Here is an 18,938-nt window from a genome sequence, read left to right as displayed (position 1 = left end):
TACACTCCCGCTAAGCAAAGTATTCAGTCAAATGACTAATACGGAATACACTTTTATCAACCATCACTTTCAGATCATGCACCGATCCTGTCGCTTGCGATAAACTCTGCTCTATACGCTCAGGTAATTGCGGGTCGATAAAGTTGTGGGGTAATGCCCCATGGAAGCTGCTGCGGGAAACTTTCAGGCTATGCTCGGCATCAAGCACTTTGGAAGACGCCTTTTCCGCCGTAGCGACCCAGTGGGCTTGCTGCTCCGGAGAAATTCCGTTGTCACCGGCAATCCCCACCAACACAGAGCGATTAGCGATATCTTTGATCACCAAACGCTGCTGGGCGTCGACTTCAAACTGAAGCCGGCAAAGGTGAGCATTCTTGTTGACAAAGCCATAGATGTCACATTGACCGGTTTTGATCTTTTTCTCAAAGTCATCACCATCAACATAGACCCAACGGCCATCACCGTTCTCCTGCTCGGAAACCGATGGATTTTGTTGCAACATAACAAGCTTGATCATGCGTGAATTGTGATTCACCGTATATCGGCGTGCGCCACTGAAATCGTATTTGAACCACTCTTTGCGCATCATGGTTTCACGACTGAAGTTGACGGCCAACTCATTGGCAATTTCCGAGTTGACCTCATCAATGATATTTTGGGCATCGGCCGCACTGATTTGCGCCGACTCCTGGTTGAATGCTTTCTCAATCGCAAAATCACTGATAATTTCCCTAATCACATGGCGTGACTCCGGGCTGTGCCACATACAGTCTTGCAACAACAGTAAATCCAGCGGATTAATAGCATCGCGGCCATTATAGAAAGCACTGGCTTTTAACAAACGAACCGACTTTTTCCACCGGCGATCAGAGATATACAATTCGCTTTCGTGCTCATCAACACTTTCGACACCTTCCGCACGCTGCTCAATCATAGTTTTGAGCTGATATACTTTCTCGAAAATATCCTCAGATAGCTTGATATCCTCGATATGTGACTGCCAGTCTTCGTACTCTTCATCGGTAATCGCAAGGCCAGGCTCTAAATCCTGAATGCTAGGCCCTTCCCCCATCAGCATCGCTTTGAAGTTTTGCTTTTCTTGAATACGGTTAACAAACACCCTCACCAGCATCCTGTCATACAAGGCCTCAAGCCCGCTGTCCTCTTCAGGTAATTCATTTGATGCCGTAATTAGAAGACGCATAGGGACAGGGAGGACATCTTGGCCATTTTTGAATGTACGCTCATTCACCACGGTCAACAGCGTATTGAGAATGGCCGGGCCGGCCTTCCAGATTTCATCGAGAAAAACAACTTGCGCAGTCGGCAGGTAACCATCAACCAAGCGCACATATTTTCCGTTGTCTTTCAGCTCCTGGATTGAAAGAGGCCCAAACACTTCTTCAGGAGTAGAAAAACGGGTCATCAGATAATCAAAAAACTGGCTGTTATCGAAAGCTTGAATCAAGCGCTTAGCGATCAAGCTTTTTGCAATTCCTGGAGGGCCAAGTAGAAACACACTCTCGCCAGCAAGTGCAGCAAGAAGACATAACTTTATGGTTTCTTCGCGTTCATAAACACCATTAGATAACGCTTTAATTAATTTCTGAATCCTTTCAGAAACTAGCGCTTTATTCGGCTGCGCTCTTCTTGCCATTGTCAGCATATTTCCGACCTCTCAAGTTGTCATATCCCTGTACTCACGTACTTATACAGATGATAGACACAAACCCTTAAATGTTACAATATTGTAAACTGAAATATTTTGTTACAGTCTTTATATATCAAAGAGTTCACCCCACAGCCAGAGCTCAATCTTTGTTTCCATAAATGGGACTGGGTTAACATTCCGAACAACAATGACATAGCAAAAACATGACAAAACGCATAGAAATTCAAAAAACACGTATGAACAGCTTTTTCATAACACATTATCGATATTCTTTTGTCTCTTTTGAGCTATTTATTTATTTCTGGCACTTGATAAACGTCAGACTATATTCTGTCTCTAAAGAAAGGCTCAGCCACTACTGTGCGGCCAAACACCAGCACATTTTTCTTTGTCGCGATAAACAAACTTGCTGTATCAGTAACGTTCACTGCATTTCGTAGGCCACTTACCTTCCTACCTCGCACGCACTTTTCACATAATTGTCATAAAGCAGTAATAAGATTAGCGCCAACATTTTCTGGTGTAATTTGGAGATAAATAATGCTTACCAGAGCCACTTTGTGCGCCCTCATAGCAAGTTGGACACTTTCGGTTCAAGCCAGCGAAACCGTGACCATTACGGGGTCAACATCTGCCAGTCATATCGTGGAAGTATTGGCCGAAACCTATTCCACCGAACACAAAGACACACAAATTGACGTGCAAGGAATCGGCTCCTCTGCAGGGATCACTGCAGTAAAACGAAATGTGGCTGATTTGGGCATGAGTTCTCGCTACCTCAAGCCAGAAGAGATCAACCCAGACATCATCACTGTCACGATTGCCCATGACGGTATTGCCCTGGTGGTGCACAAAGATAACCCAGTCAGTAACCTCACCAGAAATCAGGTCGAAAAAATTTACCATGGTGAAATCACCAATTGGAAAGAAGTCGGTGGTCCGGATTTGAAAATTGCAGTCGTTAGCCGTGAAAATGCTTCAGGCTCACGGTTTTCCTTCGAAGAGTTTATAGGCCTTACCCAACAAATCGAAGGACAGACAGTTTCGGATATCAACCCGCAAGTACTGGTCGTCAACACGAACGGCACAGTTAAGAGTTTGGTGTCGCGCAATAAGCATGCAGTCGGCTATGTTTCACTTGGCTCCGTTGATGACTCGATCAAAGCACTCGATTTCGAAGGTGTCTCACCAACATTAGAGAATCTAGAATCAGGGAAATATCAAATTTCTCGCCCATTCTTGATGCTATACAAAGAAAGGAAAGTCAAAAAAAGCGCCAAGCAATTTGTCGACTATGTTACCTCACAGCAAGGTCAGCGCTTAATCGAAGAGCGGGGCTACGTATCCGTACTCAACTGACACCTTTCCTGATCTCGGCATAACACACTACAGGCACAGTCTAGACTGTGCCTGTAGCTCAAATCAAACGACAGGGTATTTAAAGGTCGCCCCCCACTCGGTCCATGAACCATCATAAACGGTAAGCTGCTTTCTACCGGCAAGCTCGGCCGCCAAGGCAAGAATACAAGCCGTCACTCCAGAGCCACAGCTGAAAATTAAATTTTGGTCAGAGTCACTTACCGCATCAAACCGCTGCTGTAATTGTTCCGGCGGTAAAAAGTGGCCATCTTTGAGTAACTGGCCGAAAGGTAAGCTTTTAGCACTAGGCATATGACCACTTCTTACGCCTTGTCTCGGCTCGGGTTGGGTCCCGTAAAAACGGGCTGCGGCTCGGGCATCCAATACCTGGACTCCAGGGGTATTGAGGTGTTGCAACAGGCTATCGCCATCGATTACCCATTGCGCTTGGTAACAAGCCTCGAATTTGCCAATATCAAAGGTCGTGGGCTCACCTTGCTCAACAACGTTTCCTTCAGCTTCCCAAGCAGGCAGTCCACCATCGAGCACCGCTACATGATCATGTCCCATGGCTCGAAACATCCACCACACCCGAGGAGCAGAAAAAATCCCTTGGCTATCATAAACGACTATCTGGCTGTTATTGGATACACCTAACGCTTCTACCTCGTGGGAAAAGTGTGCTGGCTCAGGCAGCATATGCGGAAAAGGAGCTGACGGATGAGCAATTTTTTTATCAAAATCAAAGAACCGTGCACCGGGGATACGCTTTTCTCGCCATTCCTTTTGCGCATCCCTATCAGAGCCCGGTAAAAACCACGTGGCATCAAGCACTATGAGTTTGGGGTCCGACAAGTGTTCGGCCAGCCAAGAAGCCGAAACCAATGGCGATGATATGTTTAGTGCTGACATGCCTTTTCCTTATATAAGCCAGTTATTCACAAAGATTTACGGTTATTCGCTAAAACCACTAGCGATAAATCTCTTCCTTTCGATATCATTGGAATATTAACGGATGAACGTTTATGTATGCTGTGTGCTGTTTAATAACAACAACTAAAAATACGTTTGCACATCCAACTTTATCTTCATCCTGTTTGTTGTACCAAAGGATTAGCAATGAAACAATTTTCACCCGTATTTTTCGTATGCCTTTCTGCTCTCGCTCCCAATGCCTTCGCTTACAATGCGGGTAGCTTTTCTTTCTCCATGGACAATGATGGAATTGTCGGTACAGACCAAAATTACACCAATGGCATTTTTTTTGAGTACAACTCGCCCTACACGGCCAATCTGGCAGAAACAGCTCCAACACCTATCCGTCAAATCAGCCAATACCTCCCGTTTGACGAAGGTACCAAGCAAGGCTGGAGCCTGACCCTCGGGCAGCAAATGTGGACTCCTGAGGATATTGAAGCGCTCGAGCCGCCTGCAGACGACCGCCCCTATGCCGGCCTGTTGTTCTTGGAGTCAAGTGCCTACCAATACAGCCCGACGGTTGTCGATAAGTTTAGCTTGATGATCGGGGTCGTGGGGCCCAATTCGTTTGCCGAGCAAGGGCAGAAATTCATTCATGAGATCGTAGGCTCTGACGAACCTATGGGCTGGGATTATCAAATTGAGAATACAGCGGTTTTCAACCTTGGCTACCAAGGCCACCGCTTGCTGACACGCCGGCAGGCCTATCTCATGGATGATTATGATTTGAGCGGTGTAGGACGGGTAAATGTCGGTAACTACCAAAGTGAACTGGCTGTTGGTGGCGTTGCTCGCTGGGGTAAAAGCCTAGCCAATAACTTTGGGACAACTGGATTCACTCCCGGCAATTTTGTTGATATAGGCGTCTTGTCTTCAAGTTCTGCGGGATACTTTGTGTTTGTCGGAGTGGAGGGACGATACCGTTTCAACGACATTACCATTGAAGGTGACCGCCCAAGTGAAGTGCCAGATACCAACGTCAAGCACTGGCAGGCAACCTCTGTTATCGGCGGAGTATTCTATCAGCCCAAATGGGGCGCCAGTCTGAGCTTTGCAACCAGTACGCCTGAATTCAAAGAGAACAAACATCGCTCAACGTCGACCGGCTCATTAGAACTTTTCTGGCGGATTTGATAAAAAAGCACTGTTAAAACAGTGCTTTTTTTACATTTAGGCTACAGACTGAACCAACGCTGAAATACCCTGCCCTTCAAATGACTGCTTTTCAGCCATTGCGGTAATCGCTTCAGGGCTATAAGCCGTACCGTCATAAACAACGACCATACTGATGTCACCCGACTTCAAGAAGGTCGTTTCGCCAAACTCGGTATAGCGTGTCGCGCCAATACTGATAACAGCCTGTGATGGATACTCCGCATCAGCCAGAAAATCAGCAATGTTTTCTGTAGGACCGACATCTTGCTGGTGGTTCATACGGTCAACGATCCAGTTCAGCAACTTCTCGTGGAAGTAGCTATAGCCCACTACAGGACTATCTTCACCATAGCGCGAGATGGTCTCACCACGTTTGTGGAAGCTGGCAATACGGAAATTATCGAGCTTGCCACCTTCACTGAGATGCTCGACAGCAATGACCTGTGAAGAAATCCCTTTGGTGCTTGGGCCCCAGTTTTTCTTCTCACTGATTTTCTTCGCATTCGGTTTGCGAATAGAACAATCATTGTAGGCTGCAAATGCGTGCGGCTTTAACGCCACCACACGGTTTTCTTGGTATTCGATATCACAAATCAACGCCACCTCTGGCTCAATTTGCAGATTGTCAGCATCATTAGGTGGGATAATTACCTCAGAAGATAATGGGTAGGTAGATAAAAAACCGGCCTTGTCTGACGGCACATAAAATGGAAAAATTGCTTTAGGCTGTACGGCTTCCTTCACTTCAACAGCAAGAAAATCTTTGTCTTCACCTGCTTGCTCTAGATGGCCAGCAAAATTTCCCGCAACACCGAAACCGATGACGTGCTTATAAGTCATATACTGCAACTCTTTGTTATTACAAATATCAGTGTGCAGTATAACGTGCTACTAGAACAATCTCGATCTGTAGATCACAAGCCTTTGCATCAGATCAAAAATTCCAGCACGAGGAAACACCCGATAATAACCCAGCAATTGATTGAGCTAGTGAATAATTTGTTACCTGCATCACACAAAGCACTTTTTTGACTGGAACTGTTACCTCATATGCTTAACATAACACCGATAAAAACAGTGTACATTTGAAGAGTTAAAACCTTGCTGAATTGTATTTTTCCTCAACTAACCGTCATTTGATGGTTAACTCATGCTTTAAGCCTAAAAGAAAAATAAAAGGATCTTATGAAAATTAAATTCACCCCAGTTGCTATAGCGTTAGCCTGCTTATTCACGGCACCAACTTTTGCTGAAGAGCCTCAGATTCAAACTCGAGTTTTGAACGGTGAAGAGGCAAGTCAACTTTCATCTGAACTACTTTTACCTTGGCAGGCCGCTTTCCTGACAGAGCCACAACTTAGCGACGGTACTCATATCACGTCAGGTTGTGGCGCAGTCGTCATCAGTGACTATTGGGCTGTTACTGCTGCGCACTGTATCGAACCATTTATGAGTAACACTCTGATAGCCGGTACAAATGTCATTAAGAACCAAAGTGGTACTGCTGATGATATCGAGGACAAGTTTAAGTTTACGATTATCGACAAAATCGTTCATTACGGTTACTACCTGAACCCAGCTCTAGACCATGATATTGCCTTGTTGAAGGTTGATCGTTCAATGCTCGAAGTTGCTAAGCCGATCAAAATAGCAACCCCGCAAGAACAAGAAGCAGCCAATAACCAATTTGCCAATACCTGGAACCCAAGTGGTTTTTCCAAGGCCAACCTCATTGCCTCTGGATGGGGGTATACCCAGCCCAAATTTGACCAACCCAATGAGCTAATGGTCGTAAAATTAGGCGGCATTCCAATGGGCGACTGTGACGCCGACTACCCACTCGGTGAGAATTCGCACTTTGTCTGCGCTGACAGCAACGCCCCAAATATTAAAAAAGATGTGTGCCGTGGTGACTCAGGCGGCCCTCTTGTCTGGCAGGTATCTGAAAAAGCGAGCGATAGTGACTTCGGACTGCGCGTCATCGGTGTAACCAGCAATGGTCCATACTGCCACCTGAAAGAGGATGGCGTTGCTGAAGCACAGAAAAATGGCCTGTATACAGAATTGGCGTATTACTACAACTGGATTGAAGCTCAAACAGGCCTAAATTTAGCAACGCAAGACACCCCAACATTCAGTGTTGATCCTTTCACCAAGGTCAGTGATCCTGAAACCAAAACAGGCCCTAGCGTTGGCGGTTCCGGTGGCGGCGGTAGCCTTCCGCTGTCAGGCCTGCTGAGCTTAGCCGCCCTTGCCCTGCTGCGCCGTCGACTTGACCGTTAAACCAATCTTTACCAGCCAAAAGTCTGTGCTCTAAAGACAGATTAATGTCAGAAGTAACTACTTAAGCCCTCATTGCTTGGCAATGGGGGCTTTCTTGTTACCTTTCATGGAGAAACAAAGAAAAGCATCACTTAAAGCAATTTTTTGATTGGAATTATAAAAAATATCGATTAACATCCCCACCATAAAAACAGCGTTCAATTGAATTGCTGCCCATTCAACCCATTTAAGACAACAAGATAAAATCAACTTGATGTCGTCTGCACAAACAAATCAAGGATCTTATGAGAACTACATTCAGCCCAATCGCCTTGGCCGTTGCCTGCACAGTAAGCTTTTCTGCAATGGCCAATGAGCCGCAGATCCAGACTCGTATTTTGAATGGTGATGATGCTAGCAAACTATCAGAAGAGCTTCTTTTGCCATGGCAAGCAGCAATGCTGACTAAGCCTCAACCCTACAACAATAACCGAATTACTTCGGGTTGTGGTGCTGTTGTCATTAGCGAATACTGGTTAGCGACAGCGGCGCACTGCATTATTCCTGAAATGAGCGACAAAGTTGTTGTTGGTACTGATGTTATCAGCAATAAAAATGGCACCGCGGACCAAATCGAGCAAAAATACTTATTCACAATTGTCGATGGTGCCGTTCATGAGGGTTACCACCCTAAAGATTATCCAGTTTTTCAGGCGGATAATGACATTGCTCTGCTCAAAGTTGATCGCTCTATGTTGGATGTGGCGAAACCGATTAAAATTGCAACACCTCAAGAGCAGCAAGACATCAATCGTGAATTCGAGCAGACTTGGAATCCAAGCGGATACTCCAACGCGAACCTTATCGCATCCGGTTGGGGTTACCATGAACCTGTTTTCGATCAGCCTGATAATCTGATGGTCGTTAAACTTGGTGGGGTACCAATGGACAAATGTGTTACCAACTACCAGATGAATGAAGAATCTCACTTTGTATGTGCCGACAGCAACACTCCTGACATTAAAAAAGATGTATGCCGAGGTGACTCAGGTGGGCCACTAATCTGGCAAAACCCTGCGCATGTCAATGACCCTGACTATGGCCTGCGAGTCATTGGTGTTGTTAGTAACGGGCCGTTATGTAATTACAAGGTAAACGGTGATCCGGGTGCTCAAACAGCCGGTCTTTATACCGAACTATCAACCTATTACAACTGGATTGAAACAAAAGCTGAAATCAACCTGAGCAAGGTTGAACCATCTAGCTTTAGCGTTGATCCATTTACAAAAGTCACTGACAACAAGTCTGATAATAAAGGCGGAACAAACAAAGGCGGTTCCGGTGGCGGCGGTAGCCTTCCGCTGTCAGGCCTGCTGAGCTTAGCCGCCCTTGCCCTGCTGCGTCGTAAGACTTGCTAACCCGTTGCTCAACTGCCCCATAAATCATGAGGCAACTGCAGCCATAAAAAAAGCTCCCACAGTCGGGAGCTTTTTATTTGGATTCACTTAACAGAGGATGAATACATCACTCTTCATCAAGCGGGATCAACTTGGTTGAACCGCCGTGGAATTTCTCACGACGTCGCTGAACCAAGGCGAAGAAGCCTGGGATCAGGAAGGTACCTGCCAGCAGCACACATAACAGACCGCCGGTTAATGAAATACCCAATGAGTTCTGGCTGATATGACCTGCACCGTTTGCAAAGATCAAAGGCAGAATACCCAAGATAAACGACCAAGACGTCATGTTTACCGCACGGAAACGTAGCTTACCACCACGGACCGCCGCTTGATCGATATCCAGCTCTTTCTCTTCACGCTCAATCTTGGCAAATTCTACAATCAAGATGGCGTTTTTAGCCGCCAGTGCAATCAGCAGAACTAAACCAATCTGTGCATACAAGTTCAACGGAGTACCGGTCATTGCAAGCGCCAAGAAAGAACCTAGCGTCGCGACAGGCACAACAAGAATAATCGCCAGCGGAATACTCCAACTCTCGTACTGTGCCACCATGAACAAGTAGATAAACACCAATGCCAAGGCGAAGGCATAAATAGCCTGGTTACCCGCTTTCACTTCCTGGTAAGCCATACCTGTCCACTCATACTGATAGCCTTGAGGAAGAACTTCAGCTGCAACTCGTTCCATCGCGGCAATCGCGTCACCACTTGAATAGCCTGGTGCCGGACTACCCTGGATCACTGCCGAACGGTACATATTATAACGCCACGCTACATCGGGTTCGAACACTTGTTCTACCGATGTGATGGTGCTTAGCGGGATCATCTGACCACTTGATGAACGCACATGGAAACGCTGAAGCGCATCTAGGCCGTCACGGTAATCACTGTCCGCCTGCACAGTTACACGGAAGTTCTTACCGTACAATGTGAAGTCGTTAACATACATTGAACCCAAGTTACCCTGTAGCGTCTGGAAGATTTCCGTTAGTGGAATACCTAGCTGTTTCGCCTTAACACGGTCAACATCGATATAGTAGTGAGGAACGTTGGCGCGGAATGTACTGAAGGTAAACTGGATTTCAGGCTGCTGGTTGGCGGTCTGAATCATTTCACCCATCACATTGGCTAGGTCAGTACGGCTTCTTCCCAAGGTGTCTTCAAGCACAAACTCAAAGCCATCCGCCGCGCCCATACCCGGCACTGCTGGTGCCCCCATAGCAAAGACAATTGCCTCTGGCAGCTCCATCGCAGCTCGGCCATTGACGCGGTTCGAAATCGCAAAAGAAGAATGGTCACCTGCCATTGCATTTCGCTCATCCCACTCTTTCAGTTTAATGAACAGAGATGCACCGTTCGACGCTGCCGCACCGGTAAGGAATGCATAACCGTTTGCAACGGTAATACCCTCAATACCCGGCTCATCAGCAAGAATTTCTTGCAGCTTGGCCGTCGTTTCTTCTGTACGTGACAATGAAGCAGAGTCAGGTAACTGTACGTTAACCAGCAAGATCCCCTTATCTTCTGTCGGTACAAATGCTGTCGATGTGGTTTTCGATAGGAATGTTACGGCACCTACTGCCAGCACAAAGAAGGTAACCAGCAGGCCCGCTTTACGAACCATGAAACCAGCGATAGAACCGTACTTCAATGTGACCTTATCAAGGCCTCGGTTGAAGATTTCGAACCAACGCGCGGTGTTACCGCCACCTTGCTTAAGTACCAGCGAACACAATGCCGGTGAAAGTGTCAACGCGTTAATTGACGAGATAACCACCGAAATACAGATAGTCAGGGCAAACTGGCGGTACATGATACCGGTAATGCCCGGCAGCATGGCAACCGGTACGAATACCGCAAGAAGCACCAGGGTCGACGTGATGATCGGGCCAGTTACTTCCTTCATTGCAATCAAGGTCGCTCTCGGCGGCGTCAGGCTTGGATCCCGCTTCATGTTGGTATCGACCTGCTCGATAACCAGAATCGCATCATCGACCACGATACCGATCGCCAGAATCAAACCGAACAAAGTAACCGTATTGATGGTAAAGCCTGCAGCCAACATGATGGCGAAGGTACCAATAAGCGATACCGGAATCGCAACAACAGGGATAAGTGTTGAACGAACGCTGCCAAGGAACATGTATGTTACGGCGATTACCAGCAAAATAGCCTGAATCAAAGTAACAACTACACCCTTAATAGACTCAGAGACGAACAAGGTCGTATCGTAACTGGTCTCGTATTCCATACCGTCAGGGAAGTCGGCGCTCATGCGCTCCAACAGATCCATTACAGCCTTTCCACTTTCAAGTGCGTTGGCATCTGACTGTAGGTTCAGGGCCACGATTGAAGCTGGCTGACCACGGAACATGCCGTTACCGCTGTAGAACTTCTTACCCAGTTCAACACGGGCAACATCCTTCAGGTAGACCATCGAGCCATCGTTGTTAGCACGAAGAACAACGTTCTCGAACTCTTCGACAGTCTGCAGTCGACCTTTGGTTACCAGGTTGAACTGAACTTCTTGCGGATTATTGTACGGTGCTGCGCCAACTTGACCGGCAGCAACCTGCACGTTTTGCTCAGACAGTGCGGCATTGACGTCAGAGGTTGTCAGGTTCAGGTTGGCCATTTTTTCAGGGTTCAACCAAACACGCATTGCGTATTCGCCGCCACCGATGACGTTAACTTCACTGATACCTTTAACACGCGCCAGCTGATCTTTCACGTTAAGGTTGATGTAGTTAATCAGGAACTGGTCATCATATTTACCATCCGGCGAATAGAAGTTCAGTACCATCAACAAGTCCGGAGAACGCTTCTTGACCGTCACCCCAACCATGCGCACTTCGGCAGGTAGTTTAGACTCAATCTGAGAAACACGGTTCTGAACGTTGACCTGCGCCATATCGGGATCTGTACCGATATCAAACGTGACATTCAGGTTGTATGAACCATCGTTGGCACTTTTAGACGACATGTAGATCATGTTTTCTACGCCATTAACCGATGCTTCGATCGGATCGGCAATCGCCTCTTCAACTACTTCAGCACTCGCACCCGAGTAAAAAGCAGTAACAGATACCGATGGAGGACTGATTTTAGGGTATTCGGCCACTGGCAGGTTAAGGACGGCAATCGCCCCCGCCAGCGTCAGAATAATTGAAATGACCAGCGCAAACTTAGGGCGCTGGATAAAAAAGCGACTTAGCATGATTACTCTTGCGCCCCTGTATCTTCAAGTCGTACTGGCACACCATTACGTACACGCTGAAGGCCTTTGGTCATAACAACATCATCGCTGTTAATACCTTCGGCAATAATAATGCCGTGATCAGTCTGAGGACCAAGAACCACATTGCGTCGCTCAGCGACATTCCCCTCGGCAAGTACCATGACAAAGTCACCTTCCAAATCACTTTGGACTGCTCGGCGAGGGATAACAATACGTTTTACTGGCTCTTTTTCACGCAGGAACACTTGAACATGTTGGCCTGGAAGCAGAGACTGATCTGGGTTGGCAAAACTTGCGCGCATGGCAATCGTACCGGTATTTAGATCAATTCGGTTGCCGATGAAGTCCACTTTACCCAGCTCACTGTACTGCTTGCCATTAGTCAGGGTAAGAACAACTTCGACATCACCCTGGCCTTTGCCTGCACCATCAAGGCTATCGATACCTAAGTTCAAGCGCTCACGCTCACTCACATTAAATGATGCCTGAATCGGATCTAGACTTACCAAGGTAGTCAATACACCGGAGCTTGGAGAAACAAGATCACCGATACTGGCCTTGCTATCACTGATACGGCCAGTAAATGGGGCTGTGATTTTGGTATACGATAGATCGACTTCTGCCGATTTCAACTGCGCATTCGCTGCTTTGAGCTGTGCTTCTGCACTAAGCTTTTCAGCGGTTAGGCGATCAAATTCCGATTGGCTAATGCTGCCTTTCGGCAACAAGTTTTGGCCACGCTGCCAATCCAGATTAGCACGCTTGAGGGTCGCTTCAGCTTGAGCGATTGCCGCGGTTGCACTAGCAACACGCGCTTCATAGGCAGCAGGTTCAATTTCAAATAGCACCTGCCCTTTCTCTACCTCTTCACCTTCATTGAACGAACGTGCTTTAAGGTAGCCTGAAACTTGAGCTGTGATGGCCACATCTTCTATTGCTTCAGTTCTGCCTACAAACTGTTTTCCCTGCTGGTAATCAATTACAGTTACCGGTTGTACCGCAACTAGAGGAGCCATTCCCCCCGCAGGACCTGACAACTTATCGCCACAACCAACAAGCAGGCTTGAGCTTATTAGTGTCGCAATCATAAGTTTTTTATTCATATTGCCGACCATCTTAAATTTATGTAAAAACTACGCTTGAAATTTGTTATATTCAATCACTCTAATTATTGCTGAATGACTAATCATTTTACTTAAATTAGAGTAACTTGAAGGTGTTCAAAGGTTTTTATAATTAACACTTTTTATATGCTGTATAAGCTAGCATTATGCCTTTAATCCAAGCTGAACAGTTATATGTATTGAAACAATTTTACCATCTGAGTGTTTCAAATTATTTCAAACCTTGAAAATTTGTGTTTTTATAGTAGACAGAAAAAGATATGACTACAAGTCAGAGACTTACAGACAGCACATATACCTAGAAAGAATATAAAACATGGACTATTTCCCGATTTTCCTCTCTGTAAAGCAGAGAAAAGTTACAGTAATAGGCGGTGGTGAGGTTGCTTGTAGAAAAGTGGACTTACTACGAAAAGCAGGGGCAAGCATCACCGTTATTTCTCCCAAGCTGCACAGCTATTTAACCCAGTTAGCAAACACTGGACATATAAATTGGAAAAGAAAGTCTTATGACAAAAGTGATCTTGAAGGTTGCTACCAGGTTTGGGCAACAACTGACGATCCGGCCCTGAACCATCAAGTCCACCATGACGCCACTGAGCTTGGTATCTGGATTAATGTTGTCGACGATAAAGAGTACTGCGACTTCATCACCCCTTCCATCATTGATAGAAGCCCTATTCAAGTTGCGGTTTCCAGTGGTGGAGCCTCACCGGTTCTGGTTCGTTACCTGAGGGAGAAACTGGAAACCCAGCTACCACATAACTTGTCGTTGTTAGCCTCTTATGCCGGGGAGCAGCGGGAGCGGATCAAACAGCATTTTGTGACTGTCGATGAAAGACGCAAGTTCTGGGAATTATTTTTCCGCCACTCAGGCGTAGAACAAGCCAAAACTAAAGAAGAACTTGAACATGTCTTTATGGAGCTGCTCGAGCACAATCCTAAATCACAGGCTGCATTGTATTTGCTAGAAACCGGTACCGATACAGAAATGCTGACCTTAAAAGCCTTGCGGTTAATGCAGCAAGCAGAGTTTGTACTCTACCCTGGCAACGCGGATAGCATTGAGGGCGCTGATGATGCGTTTGTAGATTTGTGTCGACGAGATGCTGACCGTGAGCCATTTAGCGAGGAAACATTAAAGGCCCAAGTACAGCAACTCCTTAACCGTGGGTTGAGAGTTTGTGTACTTGCACCAAAGGCACAAGCAGCAAACCTCCTAAAGCCGATTCAGAAGGATTTCAATGGCATTTATGTCCCTTGCCTTTAGCCTGAATCAGATACAAAAAATGCCGCGACTGCGGCATTTTTTCAATTCATTCATGTCTACTCGGCAGTGACTAGGTTTCCCTCTGGCTTGGCCAACTTCTGCTGTAGCCACAGACCAGAAGCTTTCATTGAATAACCAAACAAAATGCCCAATACCAACGAAGGTACGACTAACTGCCAATCGCCGCCTGCGGCAAATGTTGCACATGAGCCGATAAAGGTACCTGGAATAAAGCTAAGCCATGCTTGCTTAGCTTGAACACACATCAAGAAAGCGACCACCGCAGTAATAACATATCCGATGATCTCAATCCCTACCTCAGTGGAAAGATAGATAATAACCATTGCCCAGAACACGCCACTCAGCGTCGTCGCCAAGCTAAGCAATAAGCCCTTAAGGCCATCTTTAGGGGAAGCAAAATATGCGGTACAACCAAGGAAACCGGCCCAGCTCAACAAACCGAGAGATACCGCTACCCATCCCCATATTCCAGATAGGATTCCAGTTGTAATTGCAATTGCGACCAAAGTTGACATGTTTTACTTCCCTAATTGGACAATCAAGGAAACAGTTTAAGGGACAAGAGAAAGCAATAAAGCGCGCAAGATCACAATTTCACTGCAAAACACCTACATTACATTTCAAAGATTGACAGGGATCACGCTATCCAATTAATAATCAATGATTTATCTTATGGTATCAAATATTATATTCAGTGATGAAAACCATTACAAAACTAAGCGTTTCCCACTGGAAACAAAAACCACGTATTATTGTCTAGCAATGTCGCAATTCGCTCTTATTAAACGCTCCTAGCTGATGTGTTGGCTTTGCTAAAACTCGGTCAATTTTCCCTATAATTAAGCGTGTTCATTATGGTATTACCAGATTATATGGGATAATTATCTGGTTGTTATTATTAGATAAATATCCGTAAGGAGAATTCATGGGCCCTCTGATGCTTGATGTAGCTGGCTATGAGCTAGATGCAGAAGATCGCGAGATCATCCAACACCCTACTGTAGGCGGTATTATTTTTTTCGCCCGCAACTATCATGATCGTGAACAACTACGCGCACTTACCAAAGATATCCGCAATACCGCCAAGCGCCCTCTCCTTATTGCTGTTGATCAAGAAGGAGGCCGGGTACAACGTTTTCGCGAAGAATTCACCTTACTTCCACCGGCAAAGGCATTTGCTCAAAGCAATAACGGTCAGTCTTTAGCTTATGACGGTGGATGGCTCATGGCAGCTGAACTACTGGCTATGGATATCGATCTTAGCCTTGCTCCGGTGCTGGACCTCGGCTTTGATTGCAAAGCCATTGGCGATAGAGCTTTTTCGGATGATCCACAAAAAGTTATTCAATATGCATCAGAGTTTATTAAAGGTATGAAACTGGCGGGAATGGCCGCGACCGGTAAGCACTTTCCTGGCCACGGCGGTGTTATTGCCGATTCGCATTTGGAGACTCCTGTTGACTCACGCGATACCATCAAACGTCATGACATGACGGTTTTTCAATCTTTGCTCGATGCAAATCTGCTCGATGCAATGATGCCGGCTCATGTCGTGTTCGACCATTATGACTCATCACCAGCCAGTGGCTCCAGCTACTGGTTGAAGCAAGTCCTGCGAGAAGAGATGGGATTCAAAGGCGTGGTTTTCTCTGATGACCTAAATATGAAAGGTGCTGATGTTCTTGGTAGCTATAGTGAACGAGCCTTAGCTGCCCAGCAGGCCGGATGTGATATGGTTATGCTTTGCAATAACCGTACTGGAGCCATTGAAGCGTTGGATGGGTTACCGCAGACGCAAGTTCCCTCTTTGGAATCTTTGTTAAAAAAACCAACTGGCGAATACCGAGACTTGGTCAAAACCTCAAAATGGCAGGAAACACAAAAACGTATCACACGTCTTCGAGAAGAATGGTTAGAAAAACAAGTTTAACAGACCATTACATTTAAAACATCGCCCGTACTATTCATCCCGCAGCATTTAGCAGAATAATATACGGGCGATTTGATTTATTAGCGTCAATAAGAAGAATTATTAAGCAGTGCTAATCCGTAATGACTGCAGATCACTCTAAAAGGTATCAATCAAAAAGAGTCACGAGAGTGATCGACGTACTTGTCACATTTCTTCTTTTCTTTGCAAATAATGTAGAAACCACCAATGATGAAGGCAATAACCAGTAATGTTTCCATAATCACATAAACCTATGATTTATCGAAAAGTGTGAAATAAATTCGCATCAGAATGCTAGCTGTAAGTCTAAAGATTACCACTAACAGTAGAAGCAATTTTTAGACTGGGGACAAGATACCCCAACAGAGCAAAAAATGCACTAAAAAGTTGCATAATATTCGACCCAACTGCATCGAAATCTATACTTTTTTATCTATTTAAAACTACATATCTATCTAAAATACATAGGTTTAAATCTATTTTCTACAGCACCGCTGTTACTCTAACAGTCGTTCATTGATTATTTGATGAATTAATGAATATTTTGCGGGTAAAAGGAAAAAATAACTAGGTCATTTTTGACTAGATTTATTTCCAGTTCAGATTAGATATAGTTATGGATGATTCAAGCCAAAGTATTTTGCAAGACTGTTCCGAGTCATAGCAGCTAACCACTTCAACCAAGTAACCGGTTGGAAACGTCTAGGTATATCAATAAGTACAAGAGCAAAAAATATAAAAAAAGGGCAATTCCTGCCCTCTTTTATATCATCAGATTGTAATCATAGCCATCTCGCCTGCCCCGTAAAGCTGACAGAAAGCCAGGTATCTCCTAGTTCGTCAGATAAGGCTTCCCAAAGGATAAGCCTTATCTGATCTTGTCGCTTGGTCGTCCAATACGTGTCGTCCTTTACCAGGATATTGACTTCGAGATCATACTGCCGGCCTGTTTTGGCAAAGTGATGAGTGTAGGCATCAAAGTGATATTGTTTCGACAGTTTCTCAATCACCCGGTCAACATTTTCTTGCACATCATCTTGTGGAGCGACCAGCAAGACCTCCTTCAGGTTACGTCGTAACACTTTAATTGGCAGAACTACCGCCGCAAGTGATAACGCCGAGACCAAAATAGGGTCGACATAACGGTTCCACTGCGAATACCCGTAATGATCCAAGATCATTACTACAATAAAGCCTACCAAAATTGACGCACTTAATATCCCATCAATCAGCCACTCCTGTGAATCGACTCGCACCAATTCAGATTGCTCTGCTTTAGCGATATAGGTCTCGGTGAAAAAGATCGCAAAGCAGCAGATTGTAGATAGCACTGCATAAAAAATTGCGTGCTCCAGTACTATCTCGTGACCGCCATTGACAATGGTTTGCACACCACTAAAAAAGGCAAAAATACATGTGAGTAAGATGAGCAAGCCATTGACGACGTTGATTAACGGTTCAATATGGGCATATCCGAACTGGAAATACTTATCATCGGGTTTAGTAACAAGATATGCGGTGTACAGGCTTAGCCCTGTCATTCCCATACTAAGTAAAGAGAACATACCGTCTAGAAGAATGGCGTTGGAACCAACATAGAGTCCATAACCTATCCCAAGCGAGGACAGTACAACAGTACCGGCTAGGGATAACTTCAGTGCTAAACGCTCTTTACTAATTTTACGGCTAATAGCCATAATTTCCTCCTTATATAAATAATTAACATCAAGTACAGCCGGAAATGGCACTAATTATGATACGCCAGTTCACGTGTTTACATCTATACCTTTAGCACAGTTATGCATTTGTAATCAAATTGATAGCGAATTTAGTGATGATACCAAATGGCAATACCCGTAATACGGGCAAGATGGAAGACGTTGACAGAGAGCAGAAAGCTAAGGTGACTTTTGCAGCTCCAACCTTTCTATATCACTGAAAAAATTGATTATTTTAGCTCGGCTAACACTATACTCAAAATCAGTACCATCGCAAAAGTCACGATTGCTCTGCAACTCAGGGGTTTTAAACTTAATGAACTCACAAGTTGCATGCTGTTCGCAGGCCAGGTTTCTTTCCGTCTGAAGTTGGTCCCAGTAAGTCACAAAGTGTTTTAGTGCATAATCCAGCTGCTCATAGTTTTCATTGCTCAGAGTTGAACGTAATCCACCCAGCTCCTCCTGCCTGTCAGACATGAACGTTTTAAAGGCATCATTAAGCGAGCCGGCATCATTTCGATAGCACTCGTCTTTAATGAACTGGGTCTTCTGTTGGGCAATTTCACTCACATTCGCCTGTGATGAACAGGCAGACATTACTATCATCGCGGCTAGGCTAGTATACCATTTCATAAAATTGCCCCTGTAAAAGCGCTTATTAGATCGATACGCCAGGAAGGCATATTGCACGAAGTGTGCACGCCATTGCTAAAGTATGTGCGATCACATC

The 18,938-nt window shown here is 45.4% G+C and carries 14 protein-coding genes; 6 read left to right on the top strand and 8 right to left on the bottom strand.

Annotated features, from left to right (window positions below; translation table 11 throughout):
* Positions 1-10 precede the first annotated feature (10 nt).
* Positions 11-1,666, bottom strand: a complete 1,656-nt coding sequence (locus PTW35_RS21950; protein WP_281028983.1) for an ATPase RavA domain-containing protein — start codon at positions 1,664-1,666, stop codon at positions 11-13.
* A gap of 546 nt (positions 1,667-2,212) precedes the next feature.
* On the opposite strand from PTW35_RS21950, the gene PTW35_RS21945 reads away from it, so the two are divergent.
* Complete coding sequence (locus PTW35_RS21945; protein ID WP_281028982.1) at positions 2,213-3,031, top strand: phosphate ABC transporter substrate-binding protein; 819 nt, start codon at positions 2,213-2,215, stop codon at positions 3,029-3,031.
* A 63-nt stretch (positions 3,032-3,094) separates the two neighbouring features.
* Here PTW35_RS21945 and PTW35_RS21940 read toward each other — a convergent pair whose 3' ends face one another.
* Positions 3,095-3,943 (bottom strand): sulfurtransferase, encoded by an 849-nt coding sequence (locus PTW35_RS21940; RefSeq protein WP_281028981.1) that lies wholly within the window; start codon positions 3,941-3,943, stop codon positions 3,095-3,097.
* 207 nt (positions 3,944-4,150) lie between these two features.
* On the opposite strand from PTW35_RS21940, the gene PTW35_RS21935 reads away from it, so the two are divergent.
* Entirely contained in the window at positions 4,151-5,143 is a 993-nt protein-coding gene (locus PTW35_RS21935) for a lipid A deacylase LpxR family protein (protein ID WP_281028980.1), read from the top strand.
* Positions 5,144-5,179: 36 nt separating this feature from the next.
* On the opposite strand, the gene PTW35_RS21930 is transcribed toward PTW35_RS21935, so the two are convergent.
* Entirely contained in the window at positions 5,180-6,004 is an 825-nt protein-coding gene (locus PTW35_RS21930) for a DUF5718 family protein (RefSeq protein WP_044621098.1), read from the bottom strand.
* Positions 6,005-6,349: 345 nt separating this feature from the next.
* Here PTW35_RS21930 and PTW35_RS21925 point away from each other — a divergent pair, with 345 nt between their 5' ends.
* The gene (locus PTW35_RS21925) at positions 6,350-7,447 is read left to right on the top strand and encodes a serine protease (protein ID WP_281028979.1); all 1,098 of its coding nucleotides are present in this window, start codon (positions 6,350-6,352) and stop codon (positions 7,445-7,447) included.
* Positions 7,448-7,731: 284 nt separating this feature from the next.
* Positions 7,732-8,844: a serine protease gene (locus PTW35_RS21920; protein ID WP_052829616.1), complete on the top strand. Its 1,113-nt coding sequence runs from the start codon at positions 7,732-7,734 to the stop codon at positions 8,842-8,844.
* 106 nt (positions 8,845-8,950) lie between these two features.
* On the opposite strand, the gene PTW35_RS21915 is transcribed toward PTW35_RS21920, so the two are convergent.
* Together PTW35_RS21915 and PTW35_RS21910 are read right to left on the bottom strand one after the other, a co-directional pair.
* The gene (locus PTW35_RS21915; protein ID WP_281028978.1) at positions 8,951-12,103 is read right to left on the bottom strand and encodes a multidrug efflux RND transporter permease subunit; all 3,153 of its coding nucleotides are present in this window, start codon (positions 12,101-12,103) and stop codon (positions 8,951-8,953) included.
* 2 nt (positions 12,104-12,105) lie between these two features.
* Complete coding sequence (locus tag PTW35_RS21910) at positions 12,106-13,227, bottom strand: efflux RND transporter periplasmic adaptor subunit (protein WP_281028977.1); 1,122 nt, start codon at positions 13,225-13,227, stop codon at positions 12,106-12,108.
* Positions 13,228-13,564: 337 nt separating this feature from the next.
* Here PTW35_RS21910 and PTW35_RS21905 point away from each other — a divergent pair, with 337 nt between their 5' ends.
* On the top strand, positions 13,565-14,518 hold the full coding sequence (locus PTW35_RS21905) for a siroheme synthase (RefSeq protein WP_281028976.1): 954 nt from the start codon (positions 13,565-13,567) through the stop codon (positions 14,516-14,518).
* 56 nt (positions 14,519-14,574) lie between these two features.
* Here the strand turns inward: PTW35_RS21905 and PTW35_RS21900 are convergent, their stop codons facing one another.
* A complete protein-coding gene (locus tag PTW35_RS21900) occupies positions 14,575-15,054 on the bottom strand; it encodes a DUF1097 domain-containing protein (RefSeq protein ID WP_044621101.1) in 480 nt (159 codons plus the stop codon).
* A 410-nt stretch (positions 15,055-15,464) separates the two neighbouring features.
* Between PTW35_RS21900 and nagZ the strand changes: the two genes are divergently transcribed.
* Positions 15,465-16,469, top strand: coding sequence for a beta-N-acetylhexosaminidase (gene nagZ, locus PTW35_RS21895; RefSeq protein ID WP_281028975.1), 1,005 nt, complete (start codon positions 15,465-15,467; stop codon positions 16,467-16,469).
* Positions 16,470-17,272: 803 nt separating this feature from the next.
* Here nagZ and PTW35_RS21890 read toward each other — a convergent pair.
* Positions 17,273-18,187: a cation diffusion facilitator family transporter gene (locus PTW35_RS21890; RefSeq protein WP_281028974.1), complete on the bottom strand. Its 915-nt coding sequence runs from the start codon at positions 18,185-18,187 to the stop codon at positions 17,273-17,275.
* A gap of 201 nt (positions 18,188-18,388) precedes the next feature.
* A complete protein-coding gene (locus tag PTW35_RS21885) occupies positions 18,389-18,841 on the bottom strand; it encodes a hypothetical protein (RefSeq protein WP_281028973.1) in 453 nt (150 codons plus the stop codon).
* Positions 18,842-18,938 lie beyond the last annotated feature (97 nt).

Origin of the sequence: Photobacterium sp. DA100, assembly GCF_029223585.1 — a bacterium.
Lineage (GTDB): Bacteria > Pseudomonadota > Gammaproteobacteria > Enterobacterales > Vibrionaceae > Photobacterium.
The sequence above is the reverse complement of the archived record's forward strand: the minus strand, read 5'-3'. Positions and strand labels throughout refer to the sequence as shown.